A 24,870-nucleotide genomic window follows, 5' to 3' on the forward strand; every position below is an offset into this window, starting at 1 on the left:
CAATTAATCAAAAATATATGGGAAAAAATTTATACATTGATGCTTCGCATCCAAACGAAACTAGAGTTGTTCTTAAATCTGGCGATAATATCGAAGACTACGAATACGAAGGTTTAAAAAATAATCTAATTAAAAACAATATCTATCTTGGTAAAGTCAGTAGAGTTGAGCCCTCTCTGCAGGCTGCATTTATAGATTTTGGCAGAGAAAGACATGGATTTTTATCATTCAACGACATTCAATCTGACTACTATCAAATTCCTCAGAGTGATTTAATTAAGATCAAAGAAGAGGAAGAAAGAGAAAGAGAAGAGCTTTTAAAGGAAAGTGAAAAAGAAGAGCAAAAAAATATTAATGAGGGTAATTTAGATATAAACGACCCAGTTGAGGCTCAACCTGTATTGGATTTAGAATTAAATACATCTGAAGAATTAGTTGCATCAGAAGAAGCCATTATAGATGGAGGCGTTAAAGAAATACCTGAAATCGAAAATGTTAAAAAACCACAATCAAGATTTAGAGCCAAGAGATATAAAATCCAAGAAGTTATCAAACCAAATCAAGTAATTTTGGTTCAAGTCTTAAAAGATGAAAGAGGACAAAAAGGTGCTGCCTTAAGCACTTTTATTTCAATTGCTGGTAAATATATTGTGTTAATGCCTAATACTCCAAAAGGAGGTGGAATATCTCGTAAAATATTTAATCCAGGGGAAAGAAAAAAAATTAGAACAATTTTGAATGAGATAGTTATACCAAAAGAAATGGGTCTTATAGTTAGAACAGCAGGATCTAATAAAACTAAAAACGATATAGATCATGATCTACAAACATTAATTAAAACATGGAATGAAATAAAAGAAACAGCTCTAAATTCAATTGCACCTTCTTTAATTCATCAAGAAAGTGATATTATAAAAAGAACTTTAAGAGATATATATGACGAAGATACTAACAGTATTGTTATAGAGGGAAATGAAGCATATAAAAAAGCGCAAGGGTTTATGAAATTAATGATGCCCTCACATGTAAAAAAAATAAAAAAATATCGAGAGAAAACTCCTCTTTTTTTTAAAGAAAATATTGAAGAAAAGTTAAATCAAATTTATGACACAGAAATAAAATTAAAATCTGGTGGTTATTTGGTTATCAATCCAACAGAAGCTTTAGTTTCTATTGATATAAACTCTGGAAGTTCGATAAAACAAAAAAATGTTGAAAGTACAGCTTTAGATACAAATTTAGAAGCAGCTGATGAAATATCAAGACAAATAAAGATTAGAGATTTATCTGGCTTAATAATTATAGATTTTATTGACATGTTAAGCTTTGGTAATAGAAGATTGGTCGAAAGAAGACTGAAAGAAAAATGTAGAACTGATAGAGCAAGAATACAAATAGGTAGAATTAGTACATTTGGTCTACTAGAAATGTCAAGGCAGAGATTGCGAGAAAGTGCTATAAAATGGAAAGTAACGCTAACTGATGAGTCATTTTCACTTAAAATACTTAAAATGGTAGAAGTAAAAGCTGTTTTAACTAAAGCGAAGTTTGTTGAATTAAAGATTTGTCAAAAAATTTCTGATTTTATGAAAGAAAATTTCATAGAAGATTTAAAATTTTTTGAAGAAAAAAACCTTATAAAGATAGATATTATTGCAGATAACACTTTAATAATTCCTGAATATATAATTAATTTACAAAATAAGAGTAAAAAAACTATTGAGATTGTAGAGCACTTTGAAAAATTAAAAAATCTAGAGGATCAAAAAAAAGAAGCTAAAACTTATGAAATTTCTAATAAAAAAAAACCATTAAAGAAAAAGCCTTTTTTTAAAAAGAAATTTTATAAAAATCCAGCTGCTTAAATAATTCCAGTAGTTGGCGAAGAAGCACTGCCATAAATAGTTTTTTCTATTCTACCAGCTAAGTATGATTGTCTCCCAGCTATAACTGCATCTTTAAAGGCTAAAGACATTAAAAAAGGTTTTTTAGCTTTTGCAATAGCAGTGTTAGCCAAAACACCATCGCAACCCAACTCCATAGCAATAGTTGCATCTGAAGCCTGTCCTAATCCTGCGTCAACTATTACTGGAAGTTTTGTCTGACTTCTTATTATCTTTATATTTGTTGGATTCAAAATACCAAGGCCTGAGCCAATAGGAGCTGCCAATGGCATTATTGCACTCGCTCCCACATTTTCTAATCTTTTAGCCATCAATGGGTCATCATTACAGTAAACCATAACCTTAAAACCTTCCTTGGTTAGAACTTCAGTTGATCTTAAAGTTTCTATCATATCAGGGAATAAATTTTTTTTATCACCTAGAACCTCTAACTTGACCAATTTCCATCCTCCAATTTCTCTTGCTAATCTTAAGGTTCTAAGAGCTTCCTTTGAAGTGAAGCAGCCAGCTGTGTTGGGTAAATAGGTAATTTTTTTTGGGTCAATATAATCCATCAATAATGGTTTTTTTTTATCAGAAATATTTACTCTTCGTACCGCAACAGTAACAATATCTGCACCAGATAATTTAATTGCTTTTGCACATTCAGACATCGTTTTATACTTTCCAGTGCCAACAATTAATCTGGAATTAAATTTTTTTTTTGCAATAATTAATTTATCGTTTATCAATTTTAACCACCTCCAATAAAGTGAACAATCTCTATCTTGTCGTCTTTTTTTAATTTGATATTATTTAGTTTTTTTTTATCTACTATTTCGTGATTTAATTCAATTGCAACTTTTTTTAAAGGAATTTTAAGCTGATTCAGTAAGGTAAAAAGACTTAAATTTTCATTTATTGTCGAAAATTTACCATTAACTTTAATTTTTATTTTTTTTATTTTTTTCATACTATATAAGTCTCTGATGAGTAATAATATTATAGTTATTAACGGCCCCAATCTTAATCTATTGGGTAAAAGAGAACAATCACAATATGGTACTATAACTTTTGAACAACTAAAAGAAAACTGCCAAGCTAAAGCTAAAGAATTAAATATTAATTTAGAATTTTATCAATCAAATATTGAAGGTGAAATTGTTACTCGTATACAAAAATCAAAAAATGAACATGACGGTATAATCATTAACGCTGCCGGTTTTACACACACTTCTGTTGCTATAAGAGATGCTTTAGATATCTTTAAAAAACCAATCATTGAACTTCATATTTCAAATATATATAAAAGAGAAGAATTTAGACAAAAATCTCTAATTAGCGATATTGTTACTGGAGGTATTTTTGGCCTTGGAGATTTTGGATATATTTTAGCCATAATTTCTATGCAAGACATGTTAGAAAAATGAAAATAGATAAAAATATTATCAAAGAATTAACTGATTATCTTAATGAGTTTAATTTAACTGAAATTGAGTACACAGAAAAAGATACAAAAATAAAAGTATCAAAATCAACCAATACTGTTTCTACAAATTCGAGTGTTGCAACTCAGCTCACTCCTTCATTAAATAAAGAAACAGCCAAACCTGCTATTACTGGAACTGAAGTAAAATCTCCTATTATTGGAACTGCCTACCATGCTCCGGAACCTGGAGCTAAAAAGTTCATTGAAGTGGGAAAAAAAATTAAAAAAGGTGAAACAGTTATGATTGTTGAAGCAATGAAAACTATGAACCACATACCATCTACAGCTGAAGGAATAGTAAAAGAGATTTGTGTAGAAGATGGCCAACCTGTTGAGTATGGTCAAACGATTATCATCGTAGAGTAATGTTTAAAAAAATTTTAATTGCAAATAGAGGTGAAATTGCAGTTAGAGTTATAAGGGCCTGTAAAGAATGGGGAATTGCTACAGTTGCGGTGCACTCTGACGTTGACAGAGATAGTATGCATGTAAGATTAGCAGACGAAAGTGTTTGTATAGGCTCACATCAACCTGCAAATAGTTATTTAAATATTCCAGCATTAATGTCAGCTATTGAACTTACAAAAGCTGAAGCTGTTCATCCAGGCTACGGTTTTTTATCTGAAAATGCTAACTTTGCTAGAGTACTAGAAGAGAATAATATTAAGTTTATTGGAGCGTCATCCAAACTTATAGAAATGATGGGTGATAAAATTCAAGCAAAAAGAATTGCAAAAGAACATGGTTTGCCTGTTATTGAAGGATCCGAAGGTGGTGTAAAAGATATTAAACAAGCAAAAGAACTATGTAAAAAAATTGGCTTCCCTGTTTTAATTAAAGCTTCTGGTGGCGGTGGTGGTAAAGGAATGAAGATAGTTCATAAAGAAGAAGAATTTGAAAATTCTTTTTCAACAGCCAAGTCTGAAGCACAAAAATACTTTGGCAATGATGAAGTATATATAGAAAAATTTTTTCAAAATCCAAGACATATAGAAGTTCAAGTTTTATCTGGTAAAAATAGAACAGTTCATTTGCATGAAAGAGATTGTTCTGTACAAAGACGACATCAAAAATTAATCGAAGAAACTCCAAGCCCTGTTTTAACTGATCAAATAAGAAAAGATCTTTTTGAAAGAACAGTCAATATGGTAAGTAAAATTGGTTATGAAGGTGCTGGAACTGTAGAATTTATTTATGAAGATGGAAAATTTTATTTTCTTGAAATGAATACACGTGTTCAAGTTGAACACCCAGTTACTGAAATGGTAACTGGTATTGATATTATTAAAGAACAAATTTGGATTGCTTTCACTGGAGATACTGCTTTAAAACAAAGTGATATAAACCCTAGGGGGCATGCTATAGAATGCAGAATAAACGCTGAGGATGCTAGTAAAAATTTTCAGCCCTCTCCCGGTACAATTGGTATGTGCCACCAGCCTTCAGGTTTTAGAACTAGAGTGGATGGTGCTATATTCCAAGGTTACAAAGTTACTCCTTATTATGACAGTATGGTATGTAAAGTGATTACTCATGGAAGAAATAGAACTGAAGCCATTCAACGTATGAATAGATCTCTTGATGAATTTGTTATTGAAGGCATCACAACAACAATACCTCTTCATAAAATTCTTCTTAATCATAAAAAATTTATAGAGTCTGATTTTAATGTTAGTTGGTTAGATAACGAAAAAGTATTTTAATAACATTTTGTTAACCAAATATCATATACAGGGTGATCGAATGGATTGATTGCAGGACTAGAAGAGAACGTCCAACCATTAAATACAAAGACTTCATTATTATCTCGGTTAGTTAAATCTTGAACTTGAATGTATGCAGTAATTTCTGGATTATCATCAAACTCTGAATTTTTACATTTAAGGCTTTTTATTAAAAGATTTTGAAATTTAACTTCTTCACCAATATTTAATTTTAAAGAGTTGGTTTTAGAACTTACTTTATCTAAAATTTTTAACTCAATAAAACTATTTGGAATACTTTCTAAAGCAGACAATGAAGATGACAAAATTATAAAAAATATTAGTAATGAAAAAGATATAAAACTAACTTTTCCAGGTAGTATACTTTTTTTTAATATCTTCATTATTTTTATTTGGGTGATAAGCGTTAGATGTGCCGGTTTGATTAGATTGATGAGGTTTTTGCCAATCATATTTTTTTAAATCATGATTATTTTCTATTTTATTTTTTGTAAAATGAATCCACGAGTACCATTCGTTAGGTATTTTTGATGCATCAATTTCATCACTATAAATAACCCATCTTTTACCACCTTTACTTTCGTAATATTTGTTTCCTGTCGAATCAGTCCCAACAAGTTTTCCAAAAAATAAAGTCTTTAGTTTTGTTCCAAGTGTTTCCTGATTCCACCAAACAAAAATTTTTTTAAAAAGTGTCAACATATAATTTAATTCTTTCTTCAATCTAAAATTGTATAATTTAAATTAGACTAAAGTAAGGATTTGTATATAAATTAATTATCTTAAGATTCAAAATAAAAATTAATTAAAGGAAAAATGGCAAAATATTTAGTTGAAACATATTATACATGTAGCTTTAAAGTTAATCATTACTTAGATGACATCAATGAAAAAGAATTGGCTAATCTAGAAAAAAGAGACGATGGAAAATTCGAAGTTTTAGATGTAAAGCTTGATACTAGAAAAACAAAGAGTTTAGACTCGAACAATAAAGTAACTGAAACAAAAAAATTAGATATTATTTCAGAACAAAGTCAGCCAAAAACAATATCAAAAGAAAATAATACTACTTTTGTCAAAAAAATTAATGAAGGTGTAAGTAAACGTTTCAGTATGCCTGATAGAAGAAAAGGCTATATTCAAAAAGCAACTATTGGAGATCATAAAGTTTATCTTCACACTGGAGAATATGAAGATGGTAAAATTGGAGAAATCTTTATTGATACGAGTAAAGAAGGAGAGCTGGTGAAAGCTTTAATGAATAATTTTGCAATAGCTATTTCACTAGGCTTACAATACGGCGTTCCTTTAGATGAATTTATTAGTGCTTATGTTGATACAAAGTTTGAACCATCAGGAAAAGTTTATGGAAATGATAGAATTATGAGTGCTTCGTCTATACTTGATTATATATTTAGGGAGCTCGCTATCTCTTATCAAAATAGAGAGGATCTAGCTCATACTCCTGCAATCGGAGGATCTGATCGATCATCACCTGAAGAAGAAAATACTGAAGATCAAAATCAATTACTTAAAATTGTTAAAGACATTACCAGCAAAGGATTTGTAAGAAACAATTATAAGAAAAATTTGGTTGATTTATCTGATGTTAAGATCAGTTTAAAGGGTAAAAAGTAAATTACTTTTTCAACTTTATTGCTAAACCAAGTTCTTTAAGTTGATTTTCACTAACATCAGAAGGGGCATTCATCATTAGATCTTGAGCATTCTGATTCATTGGAAACATTGTAACTTCTCTAATATTTTTTTCATTAGCTAAGAGCATTACAATTCTATCAATACCAGGTGCAATTCCACCGTGTGGAGGAGCACCATAACTTAGAGCATTAATCATTCCACTAAATTTTTCATCAACATGCTTTTTTTGATATCCTGCAATTGAAAATAGTTTATACATTAATTCAGGCACATGGTTTCTTATTGCACCAGAAGATAGTTCTATTCCATTACAAACAATATCATACTGATAAGCTTTAATCTTTAACGGATTACCAAAATCTATATCTTTAATATCTCCTTGAGGCATTGAAAATGGATTGTGGCTAAACTCAATTTTATTAGTTATCTCATTTTTTTCAAACATGGGGTAATCAACAATCCAACAGAAAGCAAAAATATTCTCATCTATTAAGTCTAAGTCCCTTGCAATCCTATCTCTTGCAAGAGCAGTAATCTTTTCAACTTCATTAATTTTACCACAAGCAAAAAATACACTGTCTCCTATGTCAGCACCAGTTATTTTCATTATTTCTTTAAGTGATTCTTCTGAGAAAAATTTACCCACAGGTCCTTTAGCAGAAACATTATCATCTTTTTCAATTGTAAAATAAGCTAACCCAGATGCTCCCTGCTCTTTAGCCCATTTGTCAATGTTATCAAAAAAACTTCTAGGTTTATCCTTTGTATTTTTTGTGACAATACATCTTACTTTTGATCCAGATTTTACAAGTTTTTTAAATATTTCAAAAGTTACATCCTTTCTTGAAAATATTTCTGTTAAATCTGATATTACTAATGGATTTCTTAAATCAGGTTTATCAGAACCATATTTAAGCATAGATTCTTCATAAGAAATTCTTGGAAAGCTTTCATGCATTAATTTCTTGGATGAAAATTCTTTAAAAACATTTACTATTAATTGCTCAACCACTCTAAAGACATCTTCCTGTTCTACAAAAGACATTTCAAGGTCAAGCTGATAAAATTCTCCTGGACTTCTGTCTGCTCTAGCATCCTCATCTCTAAAGCAAGGTGCAATTTGAAAGTATTTATCAAATCCAGAGACCATTATTAATTGTTTAAATTGTTGAGGCGCTTGGGGTAAGGCATAAAATTTTCCAGGATTTAGTCTACTTGGAACCAAAAAGTCTCTAGCTCCCTCAGGACTCGAAGAAGTTAAAATTGGAGTTTGAAACTCTAAGAAACCCAATTTAAACATTTCGTTTCTTATGAAAGAAATAACTTTTGATCTTAAAAGAATATTATCATGAATTTTTTTTCTTCTAAGATCTAAAAATCTATATTTAAGTCTTATTTCTTCAGCATATTCCTGATCACTAAAAACAGGCATTGGGAGTTCTTTGCATGAACCCAGCACTTCAAAAGAGTTTATATTGACTTCAATTTCACCAGACTGCAAATCTGAATTAATAGTTTCATTACTCCTTTTTATTACTTTGCCATTAACTTTTATTACACTTTCCAACTGTATTTTTTCAAGAGATTTAAAACTTTCATTACTTTTATCTATAATACATTGTGTAATTCCATAATTATCGCGCAAATCAATAAATAACAAATTACCATGATCTCTTTTTTTGTTGATCCATCCGGATAATATAATCTCTTCTCCATTGTTGGATATTGATAATTCGTTACAATTATGTGTTCTATACTTATTCACTTAATTTTCTAAAGCCTCATTAATAATTTTAAAATCGATTGATTTTTTCTTTTTTAAACTAATTTCATCAATTTTATATATGAATTCAAATATTTTGCTATACGATCTGTCTATTCTTTTAATAATATAATCAATCAACTTTTTATCTAATGTAATTTGTCTATCTGATAAATTTTTCAGTATTATAGCAAACATTAACTCATCATCTGGATTTTCAATTTTTGCTAAAAGACAATTTTTTGTTCTAGATCTTAGATCTTGTAACTTAAAATCAATTTCTACAATCGGTTTATTTGATGTAACAATTAAAAATTTATTATCCTGGTCAATTATATTGAAAAGTGTGTAAATGAGGTTTTCATCAATTTCTAAGGTCAAATCCTCTAATACAATACATTGAAAGGATTTAATGGTTTTAAGATCTTCATTATTTAATAAGTTTGACTCAATCTTAATTCCATTAAATTTTTTTAAAAAAATATTAACAAGATGAGTTTTGCCAGAGAACTTTTCACCACTTATATTTAAAATATTTTTTTCCCATTTTGGCCATTTATTTATAATTTCAAAAGTGTAATAGTTGCTTTTTCCAACATAAAAATCATCATCTTTAAAATTTTGCTCATAATTAAAATCTAGTAATAATTGGTTCAGACTTTTCATTTAACTACCCATACATTGTCAGTCATGACTAAATCAAAATTTTGTTTCCTCATATCGCTTAAAAATAGTTTTGGAGAGCCATTATAAACTATTCTAATTTGAAAATTTTGATTATCAAATTTTAATGTATAAAATTCTGATATAAGGTCCATATTTGCTAAAACATTTTTTATTTTAGAAATTTTTTTATAATCTTTTGAATCTAAAGAAATGGTAATTGGAAGTTTAATTGATGTATTAATTTCATTATTTTTTTTCCATTGATTTTCATAGTCATTTTTTAAATCTATAATTAATTTTTCTATATTGGTTTCATTTTGTAAATTAATTTCACTATATGTTTTATTTACAAGTTTAGTTGAATTGTCTAAATTTATTTTAGATAAAATTTTTACTTTATTTTTTGTTTTATAAATTATTAATATTATATGATCTTTGATGTCATATTTTTTTACCAATCTATTAAAATCATATACTTCAATATTGTTAATTTCTTCTTGGATATTATTTAGATCATCTAAATCTTCACTTGGTAAGAAATATTCTAATAATTGAAAGTTATTTTTTTCATTATTCCACTTATTATAAAACGGGTTATCATCGTAAAGATCGACTCTTTCTTTTTCAGTGTCGAATAAAACAGGTATCAATAAAACTTTATTTTTTATAGGTGCTGATGGAAAAATATTTTTATTTTCAAGAAACTTTAAAACTTTTTTTTTATTAAAAGTTGTTTCAAGAGTAGCAAAGTACTCATTGGCGACAAATTTCTCCTTGGAGATTGTAAATGAATCTATCATTTCTTTAATTTTAATAATTGGAGTATTTTTAATCTTTTTTTTATCGGTAGTAGTTGTGATCATTGACAAAAGATTAATGAAAGAAGTTTTAAAACCATCATCAATTACAGTATTTTTTTGGAAATTTAACTCAAATGATGAAGAAATTTCAATATTTGATACTTTAAATGCATTGGCATGCAAATAGCTTGTGGAAAAAATTATTAAAAATAGAACGATATAGCTAAAAATTATATATAGTTTTGAAAATCTTAAAAATTTATTAAAAATTTGCATATTTTATACTAATGAAAAAAGAAAAATTTACCTATGAAAAAAGTGGAGTGAACATAAATGCTGCAGATAACTTTGTTAAATTTATATCTTCAATTTCAACAAAGAATAAAGGCAAAAAAAAGTTTCAAAATATTGGTGGTTTTGGATCAATATCTAGCATTCCAAAAGATATAAAAAAACCAAAAATTGTAGCCTGCACTGATGGTGTGGGTACGAAAGTTGAAATAGCTAATACACTCAATAAATTTGATACAATTGGTATTGATTTAGTTGCAATGAGCGTAAATGACTTAATCGTTCAAGGAGCAAAACCTTTATTATTTCTAGATTATATCTCTATTAATAAAATTGATTTAAAGAAATTGAAATCAATCCTTAAGGGCATTGTAAAAGGATGTAAGATTTCAAATTGTGAACTTGTTGGGGGAGAAACTGCTGAAATGCCAGGTACTTATGCAAAAGGTAAATTTGATATTGCTGGATTTGCAGTGGGCATAGTTGATGGCAATAAAGTTTTAGATAAAAGAAACATTAAAAAAGATGATTTAATTTTAGCAGTCCCCTCAAATGGTATACATTCAAATGGATATTCATTAGTACGATATGTCTTAAAAAAAAATAATATAAATTTTAAAAATAATAAATTTTTAAAAAAAGAACTTATCAAACCAACCAAAATTTATGTTAATGAGATTTTAAATTTGATTAAAAGTAAACTCTTAAATTCATGTGCCAATATTACTGGAGGTGGCCTTGAGGATAATATTAAAAGAGTTATACCAGATGGTTTTTCTGCTGATATTGATTTGGATAAAGTAAAAACTAAAAAAATTTTTAAATGGCTAAAACAAAATAATATTAATGATAAAGAGATGTTAAAGACATTTAATTGTGGTGTTGGTTTTTGTTTAATAATAAAACCACAAAACTTAAAAAAAATTAATAAGTTTTTTAGCAAAGAATTTAAACCTTACGTTATTGGCAAAATAACTTCAGGGAAAAATAAAGTTAAACTTAATGGCAAAATTGATTGGTCTTAATAAAATAAAAACTGCGGTTTTTATTTCAGGGACTGGTAGCAATCTTAAAAACTTAATTAATTTTTCAAAAACTAAAAAAAGTCCAATTTCTATAGATTTGATAATTTCAAATATAATTAAAGCAAAAGGTTTGAGATATGGTAATCAATATAAAATCAAAAAGAAAATATTGAATTTCAAAAATATCAAAATAGCTGAAAAAAAATTATTAAATTTATTAAAACAAAATAAAATACAATTTATTTGTTTAGCTGGATTTATGAAAATTCTATCTAGTAAATTTATTAAACAATTTAATGGCAAAATAATTAATATTCACCCTTCTCTACTCCCTAGATATAAAGGTTTAAATACTCATAGTAGAGCAATTCAAAATAAAGATAAATTTACAGGCTGTAGTGTACATTATGTTACAGAAAAACTGGACTCTGGAAAAATTATAATGCAAAAAAAAATTAAAATTTTAAAAAAAGATACACCAAAGTCTCTTGCTAAAAAAGTTCTTAAGCAAGAACACAAACTTTATCCTAAAGCAATTTTAAAAATTTTTAATTAGTCTTTGAAAAAGAAATTAATTTCTATTTTTGCATTTTCAACACTGTCTGAACCATGTACAGAATTTTTATCAATTGAAATTCCATATTTTTTTCTAATGGTGCCCTCTTCAGCATCTTTTGGGTTTGTGGCTCCCATTAACTCTCTATTACCTAATACTGCATTTTCTTTTTCAAGAACCATAACAACTATTGGACCAGATGAAAGATATGTGCATAAATCATTGTAAAATGGCTTTGTTTCATGAACTTTATAAAACTGCTCTGCTTCACTTTTTGTTATTTGAATTTTTTTGTCTTTTACAATTTTAAAACCTTTATGTTGAAACATCTCCTTAATTTCTGTCTCTAAATTTCTTTCTACGGCATCTGGTTTAATTATTGATAATGTTTGCTCTAAACTACTCATAATGATCCTCTATTAGTTGGTTTAATAATCTTACCCCATATCCTGTTGCTCCACCTGAATTTAAAGCACCACCATATTTTGAAAAAGCCATACCTGCTATATCTAAATGAGCCCAGGGTGTTTTGTTTAAAATAAATCTTTGTAAAAATTGTGCAGCTGTTGTTGATCCAGCACCACCAACATAGTTAATATTTTGCATATCTGCATTTTTTGAATCAATTAATTTATCAAAATTTTTATGAAGAGGCATTCTCCATAATTTTTCATCAACTTTTTCACCAGCTTCTAATAACTGTTTTGATAATTTATCATCATTTGAAAATAGCCCTGCAAATTCAGATCCTAAAGAAACTATTATAGCACCTGTTAAGGTTGCTAAATCAATCATAAATTTTGGTTTAAATTTTTTTTCTGTAAAAGTTAGAGCATCAGCTAAAACTAATCTTCCTTCAGCATCTGTATTTAATATTTCAATTGTTTTACCACTATAAGATTTGACTATATCCCCTGGTCTTTGAGCGTTTCCACCAGGCATATTTTCAACAAGTCCTACAACACCAACAGCATTAACTTTTGCTTTTCTTAAAGCTAAATTTTTCATTAAACCCACAACTGTAGCTGAACCAGCCATATCATAAGTCATGTCCTCCATAAATTTTGCAGGTTTTAAAGAAATACCCCCAGTATCAAAACAAACCCCTTTACCAACAAATGCCACCGGTTTAGAGTTATCTTTTAAACCATTCCATTCCATTGTTACTAAATAGGATCCTCTAATGCTGCCTTGTCCAACACCAAGTAGTGCATTCATACCTAATTTCTTTAATTTTGTTTCGTCATAAATATTTATTTTTAAACCATCCTTTTTAAGTCTACTTATTCTTTTTGCATACTCATCAGGGTGCAAAATATTTCCAGGTTCTGAGACAAGATCTCTTGCAAAAAAAGTTCCTTCTTCTAGAGCTTTAAAGCGTTTTTGTTGTTGTGAAGAAATCTTTTTTTTATTGTCAATCACATTAATAGAAATTGATTTTCTATTCTTTTTGGATTTGTAAAAATTAAACTCATATGATTTTAATTTTAATCCGTGCAGGAAGTAAGCTGCGAGATTTTCAGTTTTACTATTGATAGTATCTACATTTATAAAATAATTATCACTTTTATCATAATTAATATGACTATGAAATTTAGCACCTAAGCTTTCTATATCAGATGTTTTCAAATCTTTCTTGACAGACACCAAATATATTGTTTTTTTTGAATTAATATTAAATACAAGAATATCTTTTTTTAAATCACTATTTTTTAATAGATCAGATATGTAAGAATAATCACAAATTGAAATATTCTTTTTAAGTTGAATAATATTAAATTTTTCATCCACAAATAAAACAAGATTTGAAGATGTTTTATTTACAAATTTAGTAGAGTAATTAATTGCAATAGACATAAATTTTTAAATACAATCTGAGATAGATGAGTGCTATATATGAATAAATTTATTATATTACAATGAAAAAATTATTATTTGCTCATTTTTTAAAGGATACCTTCTTTTTTTTTATATTAATGACTTTAACTCTTGGTTTGATTGTGTGGGTCATTCAAGCAGTTAACTATCTAGACTTTATCACAGAAGATGGTCATGGTTTTTTTGTATATTTTTCTTATACCTTCTTCAATTTTCCTAAAGTTATTCATAGAATTTTACCTTTCATATTTTTTGTCTCGCTTTTTTACCAAATTAATAGGTATGAATTAAAGAATGAATTGATTGTTTATTGGACTGCTGGTGTAAGTAAATTACAATTCATTAAAGTAATTTTAAGCTTCTCGTTATTTTTTATGATTTTTCAAATAATCATGGGCTCATATATTTCACCAAAAGGTCAGGATAAAGCTAGAAATTTCATTAGGAATTCTAATGTAGATTTTTTTCCATCATTATTTCAAGAAGGTAAATTTATTGATGTGGTTGAAAACTTAACTATTTTTATTGAGTCTGAAAAACCAAGTGGAACTTATAATAATATTTATTTGAAAGAAACGAATAAGGGTTTAGATACTTCTTCTAGAGTTATTTATGCAAAGAAAGGTTATTTAAAAAATTCAAATGAGAAAAAATATCTAGAGTTGTTTAATGGAGATATAGTTAATGTAAATAGCAATAAAACTAATAATTTTTCATTTGATAAAATTAATTTTGATTTAAGTGAATATACTTCTAAAAGTACAACATTTCCAAAAATACAAGAATTAAATAGTAAACTTTTAATAAAATGTTTGACTTATAATGCCAAAGGCAAAGCTAAAGATTTAAAGAGTGAAATCTTTAGTTGTGACAAAAGAACAATTAAGAATGTGAAAGAAGAAGTTTTTAAAAGATTTTACAAGCCTGTATATTTGCTATTACTTTCAATGATTGCTTGTTTGTTATTTTTTAACTCAAAAGAAAACAAAAAATTTAGTTTATATAAATATATAATATTTTTTTTTGGTATTGTTGTCATTATCTTATCTGAACTTTCATTAAGATATGCCTCAAATAATATTATCGGATTTTATTTTTTTATAACTTTTCCATTATTTTCAATTTTAAGCTTATATATTTTTTCATTTATCAAATCAAAAACAAATTTTTAATGATTAAAACTTTTGAATTTTATCTTGTTACACTTTTTTTAAAAAAAATTTTAAATATTTTTTTAATTTTTTTTGCATTAATTTTTATACTTAATTTACTTGAAGAGATAAATTTTTTTAAGGATTTAGAAATTAGTCCTTTTTTTACAGTAATGCTTAGTGTATTAAATTCACCTGCAACTATTTTTGAAATTTTACCTTTCATTTTTTTAATTAGTACTCAATTTTTTTTTCTAGATATAATTGATAAAAATGAGCTAGAGCTTTTAAAGGTTAATGGATTAAGTAATCTTAGAATTTTACGTACCTTATTTTTAACCTCATTTATTTGTGGATTTATATTAGTGACTTTATTTTATACCTTCTCATCTAAATTAAGATTTATTTACTTTGACTTAAAAAACTCTTATTCGAATGATAATAAATATTTAGCAGTTATTAAAGAAAGTGGTTTATGGATTAAAGATGAAATAGATAATAAAATATTGATTATTAATTCAGAAAAAATTGATAAAAATTTTTTAACCAATGTTTCAATTCATGAGTTTGATAATAATTTTCAATTAATAAATTTAATTCAATCTAAAAAAGTTGATATTTCTAAACATGAATGGATTGTAGCTGAACCATTAATTTTTAATAACAACAGTTCAGTTAAATCAGATAAGGAATACTTAATAGAAACACATTTTAATATTGAAAAAATTAATAGTTTATTTAGAAATTTGTCATCATTAGATTATTTTCAACTAATCAAATTAAAAAATGACTATGCTTCATTAGGAAATTCAACTCGAGAAGTTGTTATTCATTTAAACAAGCTTTATTCTTTTCCATTATTCTTATCTATTATGACGGTTTTGGCTGCAATTCTAATGTTTAATAATAAACGCAATACTTCTAAGATTTTTCACCTACTTATTGGAATATTATCATCCGTAATTATCTATTACTTAACGTTTGTATTTTCTTTAATGGGTGAAAATGGAAAAATACCAATTTTATTTTCAATATATCTTCCGTTTATGATATTCATACTGATTATATCAATTGGAATAGTTAGGTTAAATGAAAAATAATTTAAGTTATATAATTTGTTTATTTCTTTTTGTTATTCTATTTTTTCACAATAAAATTAACGCTAATGAAATTTCTTTTAGTACATCAGAAATACTGATTACTGACAATGGCAATATAACTAATACTGGATCAGGCTCTGCTTACTCTGAGGTTGACAATATAAAGATTGATGGTGAAAGTTTTAAATTTGATAAAAATAATTCTATATTGATTGCTAACAATGCAAGAACTATTTTATTTGAAAAAAATATAGAACTTATTGCTGACAAATTAATTTATGATCAAAAAGTCTCTACCATTAAAGCATTGGGAAATGTTGAGATTAATGATTTATTAAATAACATTAAATTTAAATCTGAAGAAGCTATTTATAACAAAAATAAAAGAACCATCATATCAAATACTAAATCTTCTTTGTCTGATAAGCCTGGTAATAATTTTATTACTGAGCAATTCATTTATACATTTGATGATAATTTAATAAAAATATTTAAATCAAAAATTACAGATATACAAAATAATGTTTATCATATTGAAAATGCTTTTTTAAACCCAATAACAAATAGATTAATTGGTAAAGATATATTAATTGATTTTAATAGCTTGGCCGAAAATAATGAGCCAAGAATGTCTGGTAAAACTATTAGTAGTGACAAAGACAAAACTATAATAGAAAAAGGTGTTTTTACAACTTGTAAAAGAAACGACGACTGTCCTCCTTGGGAATTTTTAGCAAAAAAAATTACCCACGATAAGAAAAAAAAAACTATTAATTATGAAAACGCTTGGTTAAAAATTTATGATAAACCTGTTTTTTATTTTCCAAAATTTTTTCACCCTGATCCGACTGTAAAAAGACAATCTGGTTTTTTAATGCCCACTTTTGCAAGCTCTAATTCAGCTGGTTCAGCTTTTACATTGCCTTATTTTCACGTAATTTCTACTAACAAAGATTTAACTTTAAGTCCTAGACTTTATTCAAAAAATAAAATTCTAGCGCAATCTGAATACAGGTCTGTTAATGAAAAATCAAAACATATAGTAGACTTTAGTTTATTGAATGAAAAAAATCATTCATCCAAAAATCATTTTTTTTCAAATAGCCAAAAGGAACTTAATACAAACTATTTTGATGATGCTAAAATGTCTCTTGATTTGCAGTATTCTTCCAGTGACACTTATTTAAAGCAATATAAATTACAGTCTCCTCTAATAAATAATGATACTGGAACATTAACTTCCACATTAAGTTTTAATGCTTTAAAAGAAGATTTAAGCCTAGAGACAGAATTCATAATGTATGAAAAATTAAGTGATATTCCAGATTCAGATAAATATGAATATGTTTATCCTTCATATAATCTTAAAAAAGATTTATATACTGATTTATTAACTTCTGGCAGTTTGAGTCTTAGCTCGAATGGCCATTTCAAAAATTATGACACAAATGTTTTTGAAAAAGTTGTTATAAATGACTTTTTATATAGATCTTATCCAAAATTTACTGACAAAGGTTTAAAAAATAATTTTAATTTACTGTTTAAAAATATAAATACTGATAGTGAAAATTCAAAAAACTATAAAGAAAAATTAGATACAAAAATAGCTTCTCTAATTGAATATAGTTCATCTTTTCCATTAGAAAAAAAAACAGACAGCTACGTAAATATAATTAAACCAATTATATCAGCAAGGTATAGTCCCAATAATTCAAAAAAAGCCAGGGATGATGATAGAAGAGTTAATGTTAATAATGTGTTTAGTCTAAATCGACTCGGGTCAAATGACTCTGTAGAAGGAGGTGGCTCATTAAGTTTTGGAACTGAATACAATAAAACTGATTTAACTGGTAGAGATGTTTTTACTGGTAAAATTGCTAATGTTTTTAAATATGAAGAAGATAAAAATTTACCTATCAACAGTTCACTTGGAAATAAAACCTCTGATATAATGGGATATTTAAATTACAACCCAAATAATTTTTACGATATTGAGTATGAATTTTCACAAGATGAAAATTTAAAAGATACAAATTATCAATTATTAAAAAATGAATTTAAAGTTAATAACTTTGTTACTACCATTGAATACCTTAATCAAAATAATAGTCTGAATAAGGAAAGTTATCTTTCAAACAAAACTACCTATAATTTTGATCAATCAAATAGCTTTTCATTTGAAGCAAGGGAAAATAAGGAAACTAACGCAACTGAATTTTATAATCTAATGTATCAATATAGAAATGATTGTCTGGTTGCATCGATAAAATATAATAAAGATTATTATACTGATAGAGATTTAAAACCAAATGAAAGCATTTATTTAAGCTTAACTATAATTCCTTTTGGTCAAACAAAATCACCCAATCTTAATAAATAAAAAATGAATAAAATAAAGTTTATTTATATTCTAATTATTTTGTCTCTAATAATGCTTAACACAAAATTATTTTCTGATGAAAGTGTATATATTGTCTACAAAGTTAATAATCAAATTATTACAAATAAAGATGTAGAAAAAGAACAGCGGTATCTAATTTCATTAAATAACCGATTGAAAGAGCTTGATGAAGCTAGAATGCTAGAGGTATCAAAAGAGTCTGCTTTAAGAGAAAAGATTAAAAAAATAGAACTAGAAAAATATTTTAACTTTGAGACATTAGAACTTAATGTCGATATTTATTTAGAGAATTTTTATAAAACCTTAAATATTAATAATAAGAATGAATTTGAGCAGTATTTAAAAAAAAACAATGTATCGTTAAATTATATTAAAGATAAGATTCAAATTGAAGTTTTATGGAATCAATTAGTATATGACCAGTATATTTCACTAATTAATATCGATAAAAATGAATTAAAAAAAAAATTACAAGAAACATATAATAATTTAGATCTAAAAGTATACTCTCTTTCGGAAATTTTGTTTGAAAATGAAATCAGTACAGATTTTGATAAAAAACTTAAAGACATAACTCAGAGTATTAACGAAGTAGGTTTTAACAATACTGCAAATCTATATAGTGTTTCAGATAGTGCAAAATTTGGTGGTAAAATAGGATGGGTTGAAGAACAAAAATTATCAAAAAAAATTATAGAAGAATTACAAACACTTGAGGCAGGTCAATACACAGGCCCCATTCAAACCGGTGGCTTATTTTTGATTTTAAAAATTGAGGAAATTAAGTATGAAAAAGTTAAGATTAATGAAGAAGAAGAATTAAATAAAATGCTACAATTTGAGACTAGTAAACAATTAGATCAATTTTCAAAAATATTTTACAAAAAAATTAAGATAAATAATACTATTGATGAGTTGTAAGCCTATAATAATTGTAGCTGGAGAACCCAATAGTATTTTTTTAGAAATTTTTTTCAAAAGTCTAAAATTTAAAAAATATAAAAGTCCACTAATAATTGTTTGTTCAAAAAAACTACTTCAAGAACAAATGAAAAAATTAAGATTTAATTTTAAGATTAATACCGTTGATAAAGATATTACTAAGTTAGATACTTTAAACAACAAACAAATAAACCTAGTTGATGTTAATTATAATTTTAAAAGATGTTTTGAAAAAATTTCAAATAAATCAAATGATTATATAAAGAATTGTTTTGATATTGCCTTAGAGATTTTAAAAAGAAATAAACTTACAAAATTTATTAATGGACCAATTTCAAAAAAACATTTTTTAAAAGGTAAAACTCTTGGTATCACAGAATATTTAGCCAAAAAAACTAATAAAGATCATAAGGTAGCAATGCTTATACATAATAAGAACCTATCTGTGAGTCCGCTAACCACTCATCTTGCACTAAAAGATGTTCCCCGAAAAATCTCAAAAAAGAAATTACAAATTCATGTAAAACTTATTAATGATTTTTATAAAACTAACTTTAATAAAAAACCAAAAATAGCAATTACTGGTTTAAACCCTCATTGTGAAAGTAATTTTAATAATTCTGAAGAAGATAAGATCATAATCCCTGCTATTAAGATACTAAAACAAAGAAAATTTAATGTTGATGGACCCTATCCTGCTGACACTATATTTATTAAAGACTATATAAAAAAGTACGATGTAATTATTGGGATGTACCATGATCAAGTACTTACTCCTATGAAAACTTTATTTAATTTTGATGCAATTAATATTTCCTTAGGTTTGCCATTTATTCGAGTGTCTCCAGATCATGGACCAAACACTTCAATGTTAGGCAAAAACAAATCTAACCCTCAAAGTTTAATTGAAGCATTAAAATTCTTAGATAATTAAGTGCATATTAGAGCTAAAAAAAGTCTTGGTCAAAATTTTCTAATAGATAGAGAGGTGCTTGAAAAAATTGTCTCTACAGTCGAAATCGCTAATAAAGAAATTTTAGAGATAGGACCTGGAAGTGGAAATTTAACAAGTTATATTTTAAAAAATAATCCTAAGAAAGTTTTTGTTGTAGAAAAAGATGACAAGCTCTCTTTGGTTTTAAAAGAAAAGTTTAATAATCAGATAGAAATTATTAATGAAGATGTTCTAAAAGTTTCAGAAAATGAAATTTCAGAACAAAAATTAGTAGTATTTGGTAATCTGCCTTACAACATTTCTACAGAGATACTTTCTAAGTGGATAGTAAATATTCATAAAGAGTTTTGGTTTGAAAGCTTGGTGCTTATGTTTCAAAAAGAAGTAGCTGATAGAATTGTTGCTGGGTCTAATAATTCAAAATATGGACGTCTTTCGATTCTAACTAATTGGAAACTAAATGTTAAAAAAATAATAGATATAAAACCTCAAAGTTTTTCTCCTCGTCCAAAAATAGATAGCTCTCTTTTATTGTTTACTCCCAAAGAAAATTCTTTTGAATTAAAAGATGCTAAAAATCTTGAAATGATTACTAGAGTTTTTTTTAGTCAAAGAAGAAAAATGTTAAAAAAACCTTTTAACCAAATATTTAATAATGCTAAGGAAGTTGCTAGTAAATTCAATATTGATCTTAATCTAAGACCTCAAAACCTTGAGCCTGAAATCTACTTTAAGCTGACAAAAGAATATGAGGATCTAAAATGTTAATTTTTCTACGTGTTTTCTAATGTACTCTTTATCGTAATCTTTTGAGCCATTGTTAATTTCAGCGTCAATTAAATTACTGATTTTTGAATAACATTCTTCAAGATTATCATTGATGATCACATAATCATAATTAATCCAATGTAAAACGTCTCTAGTAAACTCCTTCATTCTTTCTTCTACAATTAATTTATCTTGGGTGTGCCTATTAGATAGTCTTTCAAATAAAACCTCCTTGCTAGGAGGTAAAATAAAGAAGGTAATTAATTTATAGTTTAGCTTTTTATTCTTAATTTGATCAGCACCCTGCCAATCAATATCAAATATTACATTTTCACTTTTTTCTAACTTTTCAATTACAGGTGTTCTTGTGGTCCCGTAAAGGTGATTGAATACTTTTGCGTATTCTAAGAATTCTTCATTTTTAATTAAGGTTTCAAACTTTTCATAATTAACGAAATAATAATCTTTATCTGCAATTTCATTAGTTCTTGGTTTTCTAGTGGTATGAGATACCGATATATGAAAGTTTTTATTTTGAGAGAGAAGTTTTACTAATGTGGTTTTGCCTGCCCCAGATGGGGATGATAAAATCACCATTATCCCATCTTTTTTTTTGGACATTTAAATTTTTAGTTAGCTTTGCCTTCAATAAATTTAACAGCATCACCAACAGTTAGAATTTTTTCAGCTTCACTATCTGAAATTTCTGAACCAAATTCTTCTTCGAAAGCCATAACTAATTCAACTGTATCTAAGCTATCAGCTCCAAGGTCATCGATAAAGCTGGAGTCGTCTTGAACTTTTGCTTCATCTATTCCTAAATGGTCTGCCACAATTTTTTTAACTTTGCTTGAAATATCTTCTGACATATTGATCCTTTTTGTTATATTTCGTTAATAGTTTAAAAAGGGATTTTGTCAACCCAAATACATGCCCCCGTTTACATGTATAGTTTCTCCATTAATATAGTCAGATTGATCTGAACTTAAGAATATTACAGCATTAGCAATATCTTCGGGCTTACCTAGTTTATTTGATGGAATTTTAGCAATAATTGCTTCTTTATGTTTCTCATCTATCTGATCTGTCATGGCAGTGCTTATAAAGCCAGGAGAGATACAATTAATATTAATATTTTTTTTAGCATACTCAATTGCTAAGCTTTTAGACATTGCAACAATTCCTGCTTTAGATGCTGTGTAATTAGCCTGACCTACGTTTCCTGTGTGACCCACAACAGATGTTATGTTAACAATTTTTCCAGACTTATTCTTAAGCATTTTTTTAATAGAATATTTGCACATTAAAAAAGTAGAAGTTAAATTTATATCTATTACTTTTGTCCACTCTTCCAAGCTCATTCTTATTGTTAAATTATCTTTTGTAATTCCAGCATTATTTATAATACCATCAAGTGAACCACCTAATTTTTCAGTAGCTTCATTAATAAATTCTTCAATTTTTTCGTGTTGAGAAATATCAAACTTGAGAGTTTTAATGCCATTAAATTTTTTTGCAAGTTCTTCTAATTTTTCAATTCTTGTTCCTGTTGCTAAAACATTTGCACCTTGTTCATGTAGTTTTTCAGCAATGGAATTTCCTATTCCACCTGAGGCACCTGTGACTATAAAATTTTTATCTTTTAAACTACTCATTTATATTTATTAACTTTATATCTTCTTCACTATTTATTGCACTAACTTTAACATTTTTATCAATTCTTTTTACTAAACCTGACAAAACTTTACCTGGGCCTATCTCTATAAATTGAGTAACTCCTTTTTCAATCATCAATAAAACACTTTCACGCCATCTAACTCTACTTTCAATTTGTTTTACCAATAAATCTTTTAATTCAATAGAATCTGAAATTTCTTTACCAGTTACATTTGAAATCAGTTTATTTTCTGGTTCTTTAAAATTCAATTTTGCTATTTCCTCATTCATTACCAAAGTTGCTTTGCTCATTAATTTACAATGAAATGGGGCACTAACTGGAAGTTTTATATTTTTTATATTTGCAGCTTTTAAATCACCCATTATTTTTTCTAAATCATCTATCTTACCACTTAGTACTATCTGCCCCATAGAATTGTCATTTGCTATGTAACACTCATACTTATCTTTGTTATCTGTAATAATTTTTTCTATTGTCTCAATTTCAGAGCCTAAAACTGCAACCATTCCGCCCACACCTTTTGGTACAGAGCCTTGCATAGCATTTCCTCTGATCTTTAATATTCTTAATGTGTCTGAAAATGATAATGATCCAGCAGAAGTTAAGGCTGAATACTCTCCTAATGAATGTCCTGCAAAAAAACTTGCTTTATTTAAGTCTATTTTAAATTCTTCCTTAATAAGTTTAAATATAGAATAGCTAACAAGAAATATTGCTGGTTGAGTATTCTCTGTTAGATCCAAATCTTCCTTTGGACCCTCTAAAACAAGTTTTGATATGGAAAATCCAAGGGTGTCATCTGCTTCTTTAAATAAATCTTGAACTAGACTATGCTTATTATGTAAGTCTTTGCCCATTCCTACTAATTGAGAGCCTTGGCCTGGAAATATAACAGAAAACATTTAAATATCTAAAGTTTATTATGGTTTTAAGTGTTGTAATTCAATAATTATAATAGTATATCCTCACTTTTTATTAAAGAACAAATATGAATTTATACGAACACACTATAGTAGCAAGACAAGACACTAGCCCTGCTCAAGTTAAGTCATTAACTGAGAAATACTCTAAAATAATTGAAAAAAATGAGGGTGAGATTGTACAAACTGAAGATTGGGGATTGCTAAACCTAGCATATGAGATCAAAAAAAATAAAAAAGGTATCTACATGCACTTTAAAATTAAAGGTGCTGGTAAAATTATAGAAGAATTAGAGAAGAATGAAGCAATTGATAAAAACCTTTTAAGATATATGACAGTTAAAGTTAAAAAATTTGACTTAGAAGCTAAATATTTCTCAAAAAAAGATGAATACGAAAAAAAAGAATACAAAAAAGATTTTAATAAGAACTAATTATGCCATCAAAAAAAAGAGCTGGAAATAAAAAAAAAGGAAGTCAAAGTAACTTTGCAAAACTAAGTATTTTTCAGCCAAACAAATATAAATTTAAAAAATCTTGCCCACTATCGGTAAAAGGTGCTCCAGTGGTTGATTATAAGAACATAAGGTTATTAAAAAAATACATGTCTGAAAATGGCAAAATTTTACCATCAAGAATTACCAACGTTTCTCAAAAAAAACAGAGAGAGCTTTCACTGTCTATCAAGAGAGCTAGAAATTTAGCGTTAATTTAGATGAAAGTTATTCTTTTAGAAAATCTTAGAAGAATTGGATCTATTGGTGAAATCATAGATGTTAAAAGAGGTTTTGCTAGAAATTTTCTTATCTCAAATAAAAAAGCTTTATACGCTTCAAAAGAAAACATTGCTGAAGTTGAAAAAATTAAAACTGAGCTAGGTAAAAAAGATACTGAGAAAAAGAAAGAAGCTCAAAAAATTTCAGAACAAATAAATGGTAAAGAGTATGAAATTAAGAAATTGAGTACAGAAAACAAAGAGCTTTATGGTTCAGTTAAACCAACTGAAATTTCTAAAATATTATTAGAGAGCGACAAATTAGATATTAAACCATCAATGATACAACCCGTAACTGAAATTAAATCACTTGGTAAATTTAAGGTGAAAATTATTTTGCACTCACAAGTGGATTCTGAAATTACAATTAATGTAGTTACAGCAGAAAATATTCAGTAATTATACAATTTTTTCCCCAGCATATATTTGTTATTTGTTAAAATCGTT

29 protein-coding genes are annotated in these 24,870 nt (G+C 26.9%); 16 read left to right on the plus strand and 13 right to left on the minus strand.

Features of this window, described 5'->3' with window-relative positions:
* Positions 1–17 precede the first annotated feature (17 nt).
* Complete coding sequence (locus AC5SLO_RS04165) at positions 18–1,865, plus strand: Rne/Rng family ribonuclease (protein WP_494572727.1); 1,848 nt, start codon at positions 18–20, stop codon at positions 1,863–1,865.
* Here AC5SLO_RS04165 and AC5SLO_RS04170 read toward each other — a convergent pair.
* Positions 1,862–2,635 carry a thiazole synthase gene (locus tag AC5SLO_RS04170; protein ID WP_494572728.1) on the minus strand — a complete coding sequence of 258 codons (774 nt, stop codon included), beginning with the start codon at positions 2,633–2,635 and terminating at the stop codon, positions 1,862–1,864. The two genes, AC5SLO_RS04165 and AC5SLO_RS04170, sit on opposite strands and share 4 nt — an antisense overlap.
* A gap of 2 nt (positions 2,636–2,637) precedes the next feature.
* Entirely contained in the window at positions 2,638–2,856 is a 219-nt protein-coding gene (thiS, locus tag AC5SLO_RS04175; RefSeq protein ID WP_494572729.1) for a sulfur carrier protein ThiS, read from the minus strand.
* Between the two features lie 16 nt (positions 2,857–2,872).
* On the opposite strand from thiS, the gene aroQ reads away from it, so the two are divergent.
* From aroQ to accC, 3 genes are read left to right on the plus strand one after another with little or no spacing between them, the layout of a single operon-like run.
* Positions 2,873–3,313: a type II 3-dehydroquinate dehydratase gene (gene aroQ / locus AC5SLO_RS04180; protein WP_494572730.1), complete on the plus strand. Its 441-nt coding sequence runs from the start codon at positions 2,873–2,875 to the stop codon at positions 3,311–3,313.
* Complete coding sequence (locus tag AC5SLO_RS04185) at positions 3,310–3,738, plus strand: acetyl-CoA carboxylase biotin carboxyl carrier protein (protein ID WP_494572731.1); 429 nt, start codon at positions 3,310–3,312, stop codon at positions 3,736–3,738. Before aroQ ends, AC5SLO_RS04185 begins: the two co-directional genes overlap by 4 nt.
* Positions 3,738–5,075 (plus strand): acetyl-CoA carboxylase biotin carboxylase subunit, encoded by a 1,338-nt coding sequence (accC, locus tag AC5SLO_RS04190; protein WP_494572732.1) that lies wholly within the window; start codon positions 3,738–3,740, stop codon positions 5,073–5,075. The genes AC5SLO_RS04185 and accC overlap by 1 nt, the downstream gene beginning before the upstream one ends.
* Here the strand turns inward: accC and AC5SLO_RS04195 are convergent.
* Both AC5SLO_RS04195 and AC5SLO_RS04200 read right to left on the minus strand, forming a co-directional pair.
* A complete protein-coding gene (locus AC5SLO_RS04195; RefSeq protein WP_494572733.1) occupies positions 5,072–5,479 on the minus strand; it encodes a DUF2155 domain-containing protein in 408 nt (135 codons plus the stop codon). The genes accC and AC5SLO_RS04195 overlap by 4 nt on opposite strands.
* Positions 5,439–5,798 carry an NADH-ubiquinone oxidoreductase subunit NDUFA12 family protein gene (locus AC5SLO_RS04200; protein ID WP_494572734.1) on the minus strand — a complete coding sequence of 120 codons (360 nt, stop codon included), beginning with the start codon at positions 5,796–5,798 and terminating at the stop codon, positions 5,439–5,441. The genes AC5SLO_RS04195 and AC5SLO_RS04200 overlap by 41 nt, the downstream gene beginning before the upstream one ends.
* A gap of 114 nt (positions 5,799–5,912) precedes the next feature.
* On the opposite strand from AC5SLO_RS04200, the gene AC5SLO_RS04205 reads away from it, so the two are divergent.
* Positions 5,913–6,734, plus strand: a complete 822-nt coding sequence (locus AC5SLO_RS04205) for a TSCPD domain-containing protein (RefSeq protein WP_494572735.1) — start codon at positions 5,913–5,915, stop codon at positions 6,732–6,734.
* Position 6,735: 1 nt separating this feature from the next.
* On the opposite strand, the gene aspS is transcribed toward AC5SLO_RS04205, so the two are convergent.
* The 3 genes from aspS to AC5SLO_RS04220 are packed head-to-tail and all read right to left on the minus strand — an operon-like array spanning position 6,736 to position 10,259.
* Positions 6,736–8,520 carry an aspartate--tRNA ligase gene (gene aspS / locus AC5SLO_RS04210; RefSeq protein ID WP_494572736.1) on the minus strand — a complete coding sequence of 595 codons (1,785 nt, stop codon included), beginning with the start codon at positions 8,518–8,520 and terminating at the stop codon, positions 6,736–6,738.
* Positions 8,521–9,183, minus strand: coding sequence for a P-loop NTPase family protein (locus AC5SLO_RS04215; RefSeq protein WP_494572737.1), 663 nt, complete (start codon positions 9,181–9,183; stop codon positions 8,521–8,523).
* On the minus strand, positions 9,180–10,259 hold the full coding sequence (locus AC5SLO_RS04220; protein ID WP_494572738.1) for a hypothetical protein: 1,080 nt from the start codon (positions 10,257–10,259) through the stop codon (positions 9,180–9,182). Before AC5SLO_RS04220 ends, AC5SLO_RS04215 begins: the two co-directional genes overlap by 4 nt.
* Before the next feature lie 11 nt (positions 10,260–10,270).
* On the opposite strand from AC5SLO_RS04220, the gene purM reads away from it, so the two are divergent.
* The gene (gene purM, locus AC5SLO_RS04225; protein ID WP_494572739.1) at positions 10,271–11,299 is read left to right on the plus strand and encodes a phosphoribosylformylglycinamidine cyclo-ligase; all 1,029 of its coding nucleotides are present in this window, start codon (positions 10,271–10,273) and stop codon (positions 11,297–11,299) included.
* Entirely contained in the window at positions 11,277–11,855 is a 579-nt protein-coding gene (gene purN / locus AC5SLO_RS04230) for a phosphoribosylglycinamide formyltransferase (RefSeq protein ID WP_494572740.1), read from the plus strand. Before purM ends, purN begins: the two co-directional genes overlap by 23 nt.
* Here the strand turns inward: purN and ndk are convergent.
* Positions 11,852–12,262 carry a nucleoside-diphosphate kinase gene (gene ndk / locus AC5SLO_RS04235; protein ID WP_494572741.1) on the minus strand — a complete coding sequence of 137 codons (411 nt, stop codon included), beginning with the start codon at positions 12,260–12,262 and terminating at the stop codon, positions 11,852–11,854. The two genes, purN and ndk, sit on opposite strands and share 4 nt — an antisense overlap.
* Complete coding sequence (locus AC5SLO_RS04240; protein WP_494572742.1) at positions 12,255–13,712, minus strand: leucyl aminopeptidase; 1,458 nt, start codon at positions 13,710–13,712, stop codon at positions 12,255–12,257. Before AC5SLO_RS04240 ends, ndk begins: the two co-directional genes overlap by 8 nt.
* Before the next feature lie 62 nt (positions 13,713–13,774).
* On the opposite strand from AC5SLO_RS04240, the gene AC5SLO_RS04245 reads away from it, so the two are divergent.
* From AC5SLO_RS04245 to rsmA, 6 genes are read left to right on the plus strand one after another with little or no spacing between them, the layout of a single operon-like run.
* Positions 13,775–14,905 (plus strand): LptF/LptG family permease, encoded by a 1,131-nt coding sequence (locus AC5SLO_RS04245; RefSeq protein ID WP_494572743.1) that lies wholly within the window; start codon positions 13,775–13,777, stop codon positions 14,903–14,905.
* Positions 14,905–15,984, plus strand: a complete 1,080-nt coding sequence (locus AC5SLO_RS04250) for an LptF/LptG family permease (protein WP_494572744.1) — start codon at positions 14,905–14,907, stop codon at positions 15,982–15,984. The genes AC5SLO_RS04245 and AC5SLO_RS04250 overlap by 1 nt, the downstream gene beginning before the upstream one ends.
* The gene (locus AC5SLO_RS04255; protein WP_494572745.1) at positions 15,974–18,364 is read left to right on the plus strand and encodes an LPS-assembly protein LptD; all 2,391 of its coding nucleotides are present in this window, start codon (positions 15,974–15,976) and stop codon (positions 18,362–18,364) included. The genes AC5SLO_RS04250 and AC5SLO_RS04255 overlap by 11 nt, the downstream gene beginning before the upstream one ends.
* Positions 18,365–18,415: 51 nt before the next feature.
* Positions 18,416–19,306 carry a peptidylprolyl isomerase gene (locus tag AC5SLO_RS04260; protein ID WP_494572746.1) on the plus strand — a complete coding sequence of 297 codons (891 nt, stop codon included), beginning with the start codon at positions 18,416–18,418 and terminating at the stop codon, positions 19,304–19,306.
* Positions 19,296–20,261: a 4-hydroxythreonine-4-phosphate dehydrogenase PdxA gene (locus AC5SLO_RS04265; protein WP_494572747.1), complete on the plus strand. Its 966-nt coding sequence runs from the start codon at positions 19,296–19,298 to the stop codon at positions 20,259–20,261. Before AC5SLO_RS04260 ends, AC5SLO_RS04265 begins: the two co-directional genes overlap by 11 nt.
* Positions 20,262–21,050, plus strand: a complete 789-nt coding sequence (gene rsmA, locus AC5SLO_RS04270) for a 16S rRNA (adenine(1518)-N(6)/adenine(1519)-N(6))-dimethyltransferase RsmA (protein ID WP_494572748.1) — start codon at positions 20,262–20,264, stop codon at positions 21,048–21,050. It abuts the gene before it with no gap.
* Here the strand turns inward: rsmA and gmk are convergent.
* Genes gmk through fabD form a run of 4 tightly spaced genes read right to left on the minus strand, consistent with a single transcriptional unit; the run spans position 21,039 to position 23,630 of the window.
* The gene (gene gmk, locus AC5SLO_RS04275) at positions 21,039–21,671 is read right to left on the minus strand and encodes a guanylate kinase (protein ID WP_494572749.1); all 633 of its coding nucleotides are present in this window, start codon (positions 21,669–21,671) and stop codon (positions 21,039–21,041) included. The two genes, rsmA and gmk, sit on opposite strands and share 12 nt — an antisense overlap.
* Positions 21,672–21,679: 8 nt before the next feature.
* Positions 21,680–21,919 carry an acyl carrier protein gene (locus tag AC5SLO_RS04280; RefSeq protein WP_415284196.1) on the minus strand — a complete coding sequence of 80 codons (240 nt, stop codon included), beginning with the start codon at positions 21,917–21,919 and terminating at the stop codon, positions 21,680–21,682.
* Positions 21,920–21,967: 48 nt separating this feature from the next.
* On the minus strand, positions 21,968–22,705 hold the full coding sequence (gene fabG / locus AC5SLO_RS04285; protein WP_494572750.1) for a 3-oxoacyl-[acyl-carrier-protein] reductase: 738 nt from the start codon (positions 22,703–22,705) through the stop codon (positions 21,968–21,970).
* Positions 22,698–23,630: an ACP S-malonyltransferase gene (gene fabD / locus AC5SLO_RS04290; RefSeq protein WP_494572751.1), complete on the minus strand. Its 933-nt coding sequence runs from the start codon at positions 23,628–23,630 to the stop codon at positions 22,698–22,700. The genes fabG and fabD overlap by 8 nt, the downstream gene beginning before the upstream one ends.
* 86 nt (positions 23,631–23,716) lie before the next feature.
* Between fabD and rpsF the strand changes: the two genes are divergently transcribed.
* Genes rpsF through rplI form a run of 3 tightly spaced genes read left to right on the plus strand, consistent with a single transcriptional unit; the run spans position 23,717 to position 24,822 of the window.
* Entirely contained in the window at positions 23,717–24,082 is a 366-nt protein-coding gene (gene rpsF / locus AC5SLO_RS04295) for a 30S ribosomal protein S6 (RefSeq protein WP_494572752.1), read from the plus strand.
* Positions 24,083–24,084: 2 nt separating this feature from the next.
* Positions 24,085–24,363 carry a 30S ribosomal protein S18 gene (gene rpsR / locus AC5SLO_RS04300; protein WP_494572753.1) on the plus strand — a complete coding sequence of 93 codons (279 nt, stop codon included), beginning with the start codon at positions 24,085–24,087 and terminating at the stop codon, positions 24,361–24,363.
* A complete protein-coding gene (gene rplI, locus AC5SLO_RS04305) occupies positions 24,364–24,822 on the plus strand; it encodes a 50S ribosomal protein L9 (RefSeq protein ID WP_494572754.1) in 459 nt (152 codons plus the stop codon).
* The last annotated feature ends 48 nt before the right edge of the window (positions 24,823–24,870 follow it).

It is taken from the genome of Candidatus Pelagibacter sp. PS_44 (assembly GCF_059417735.1).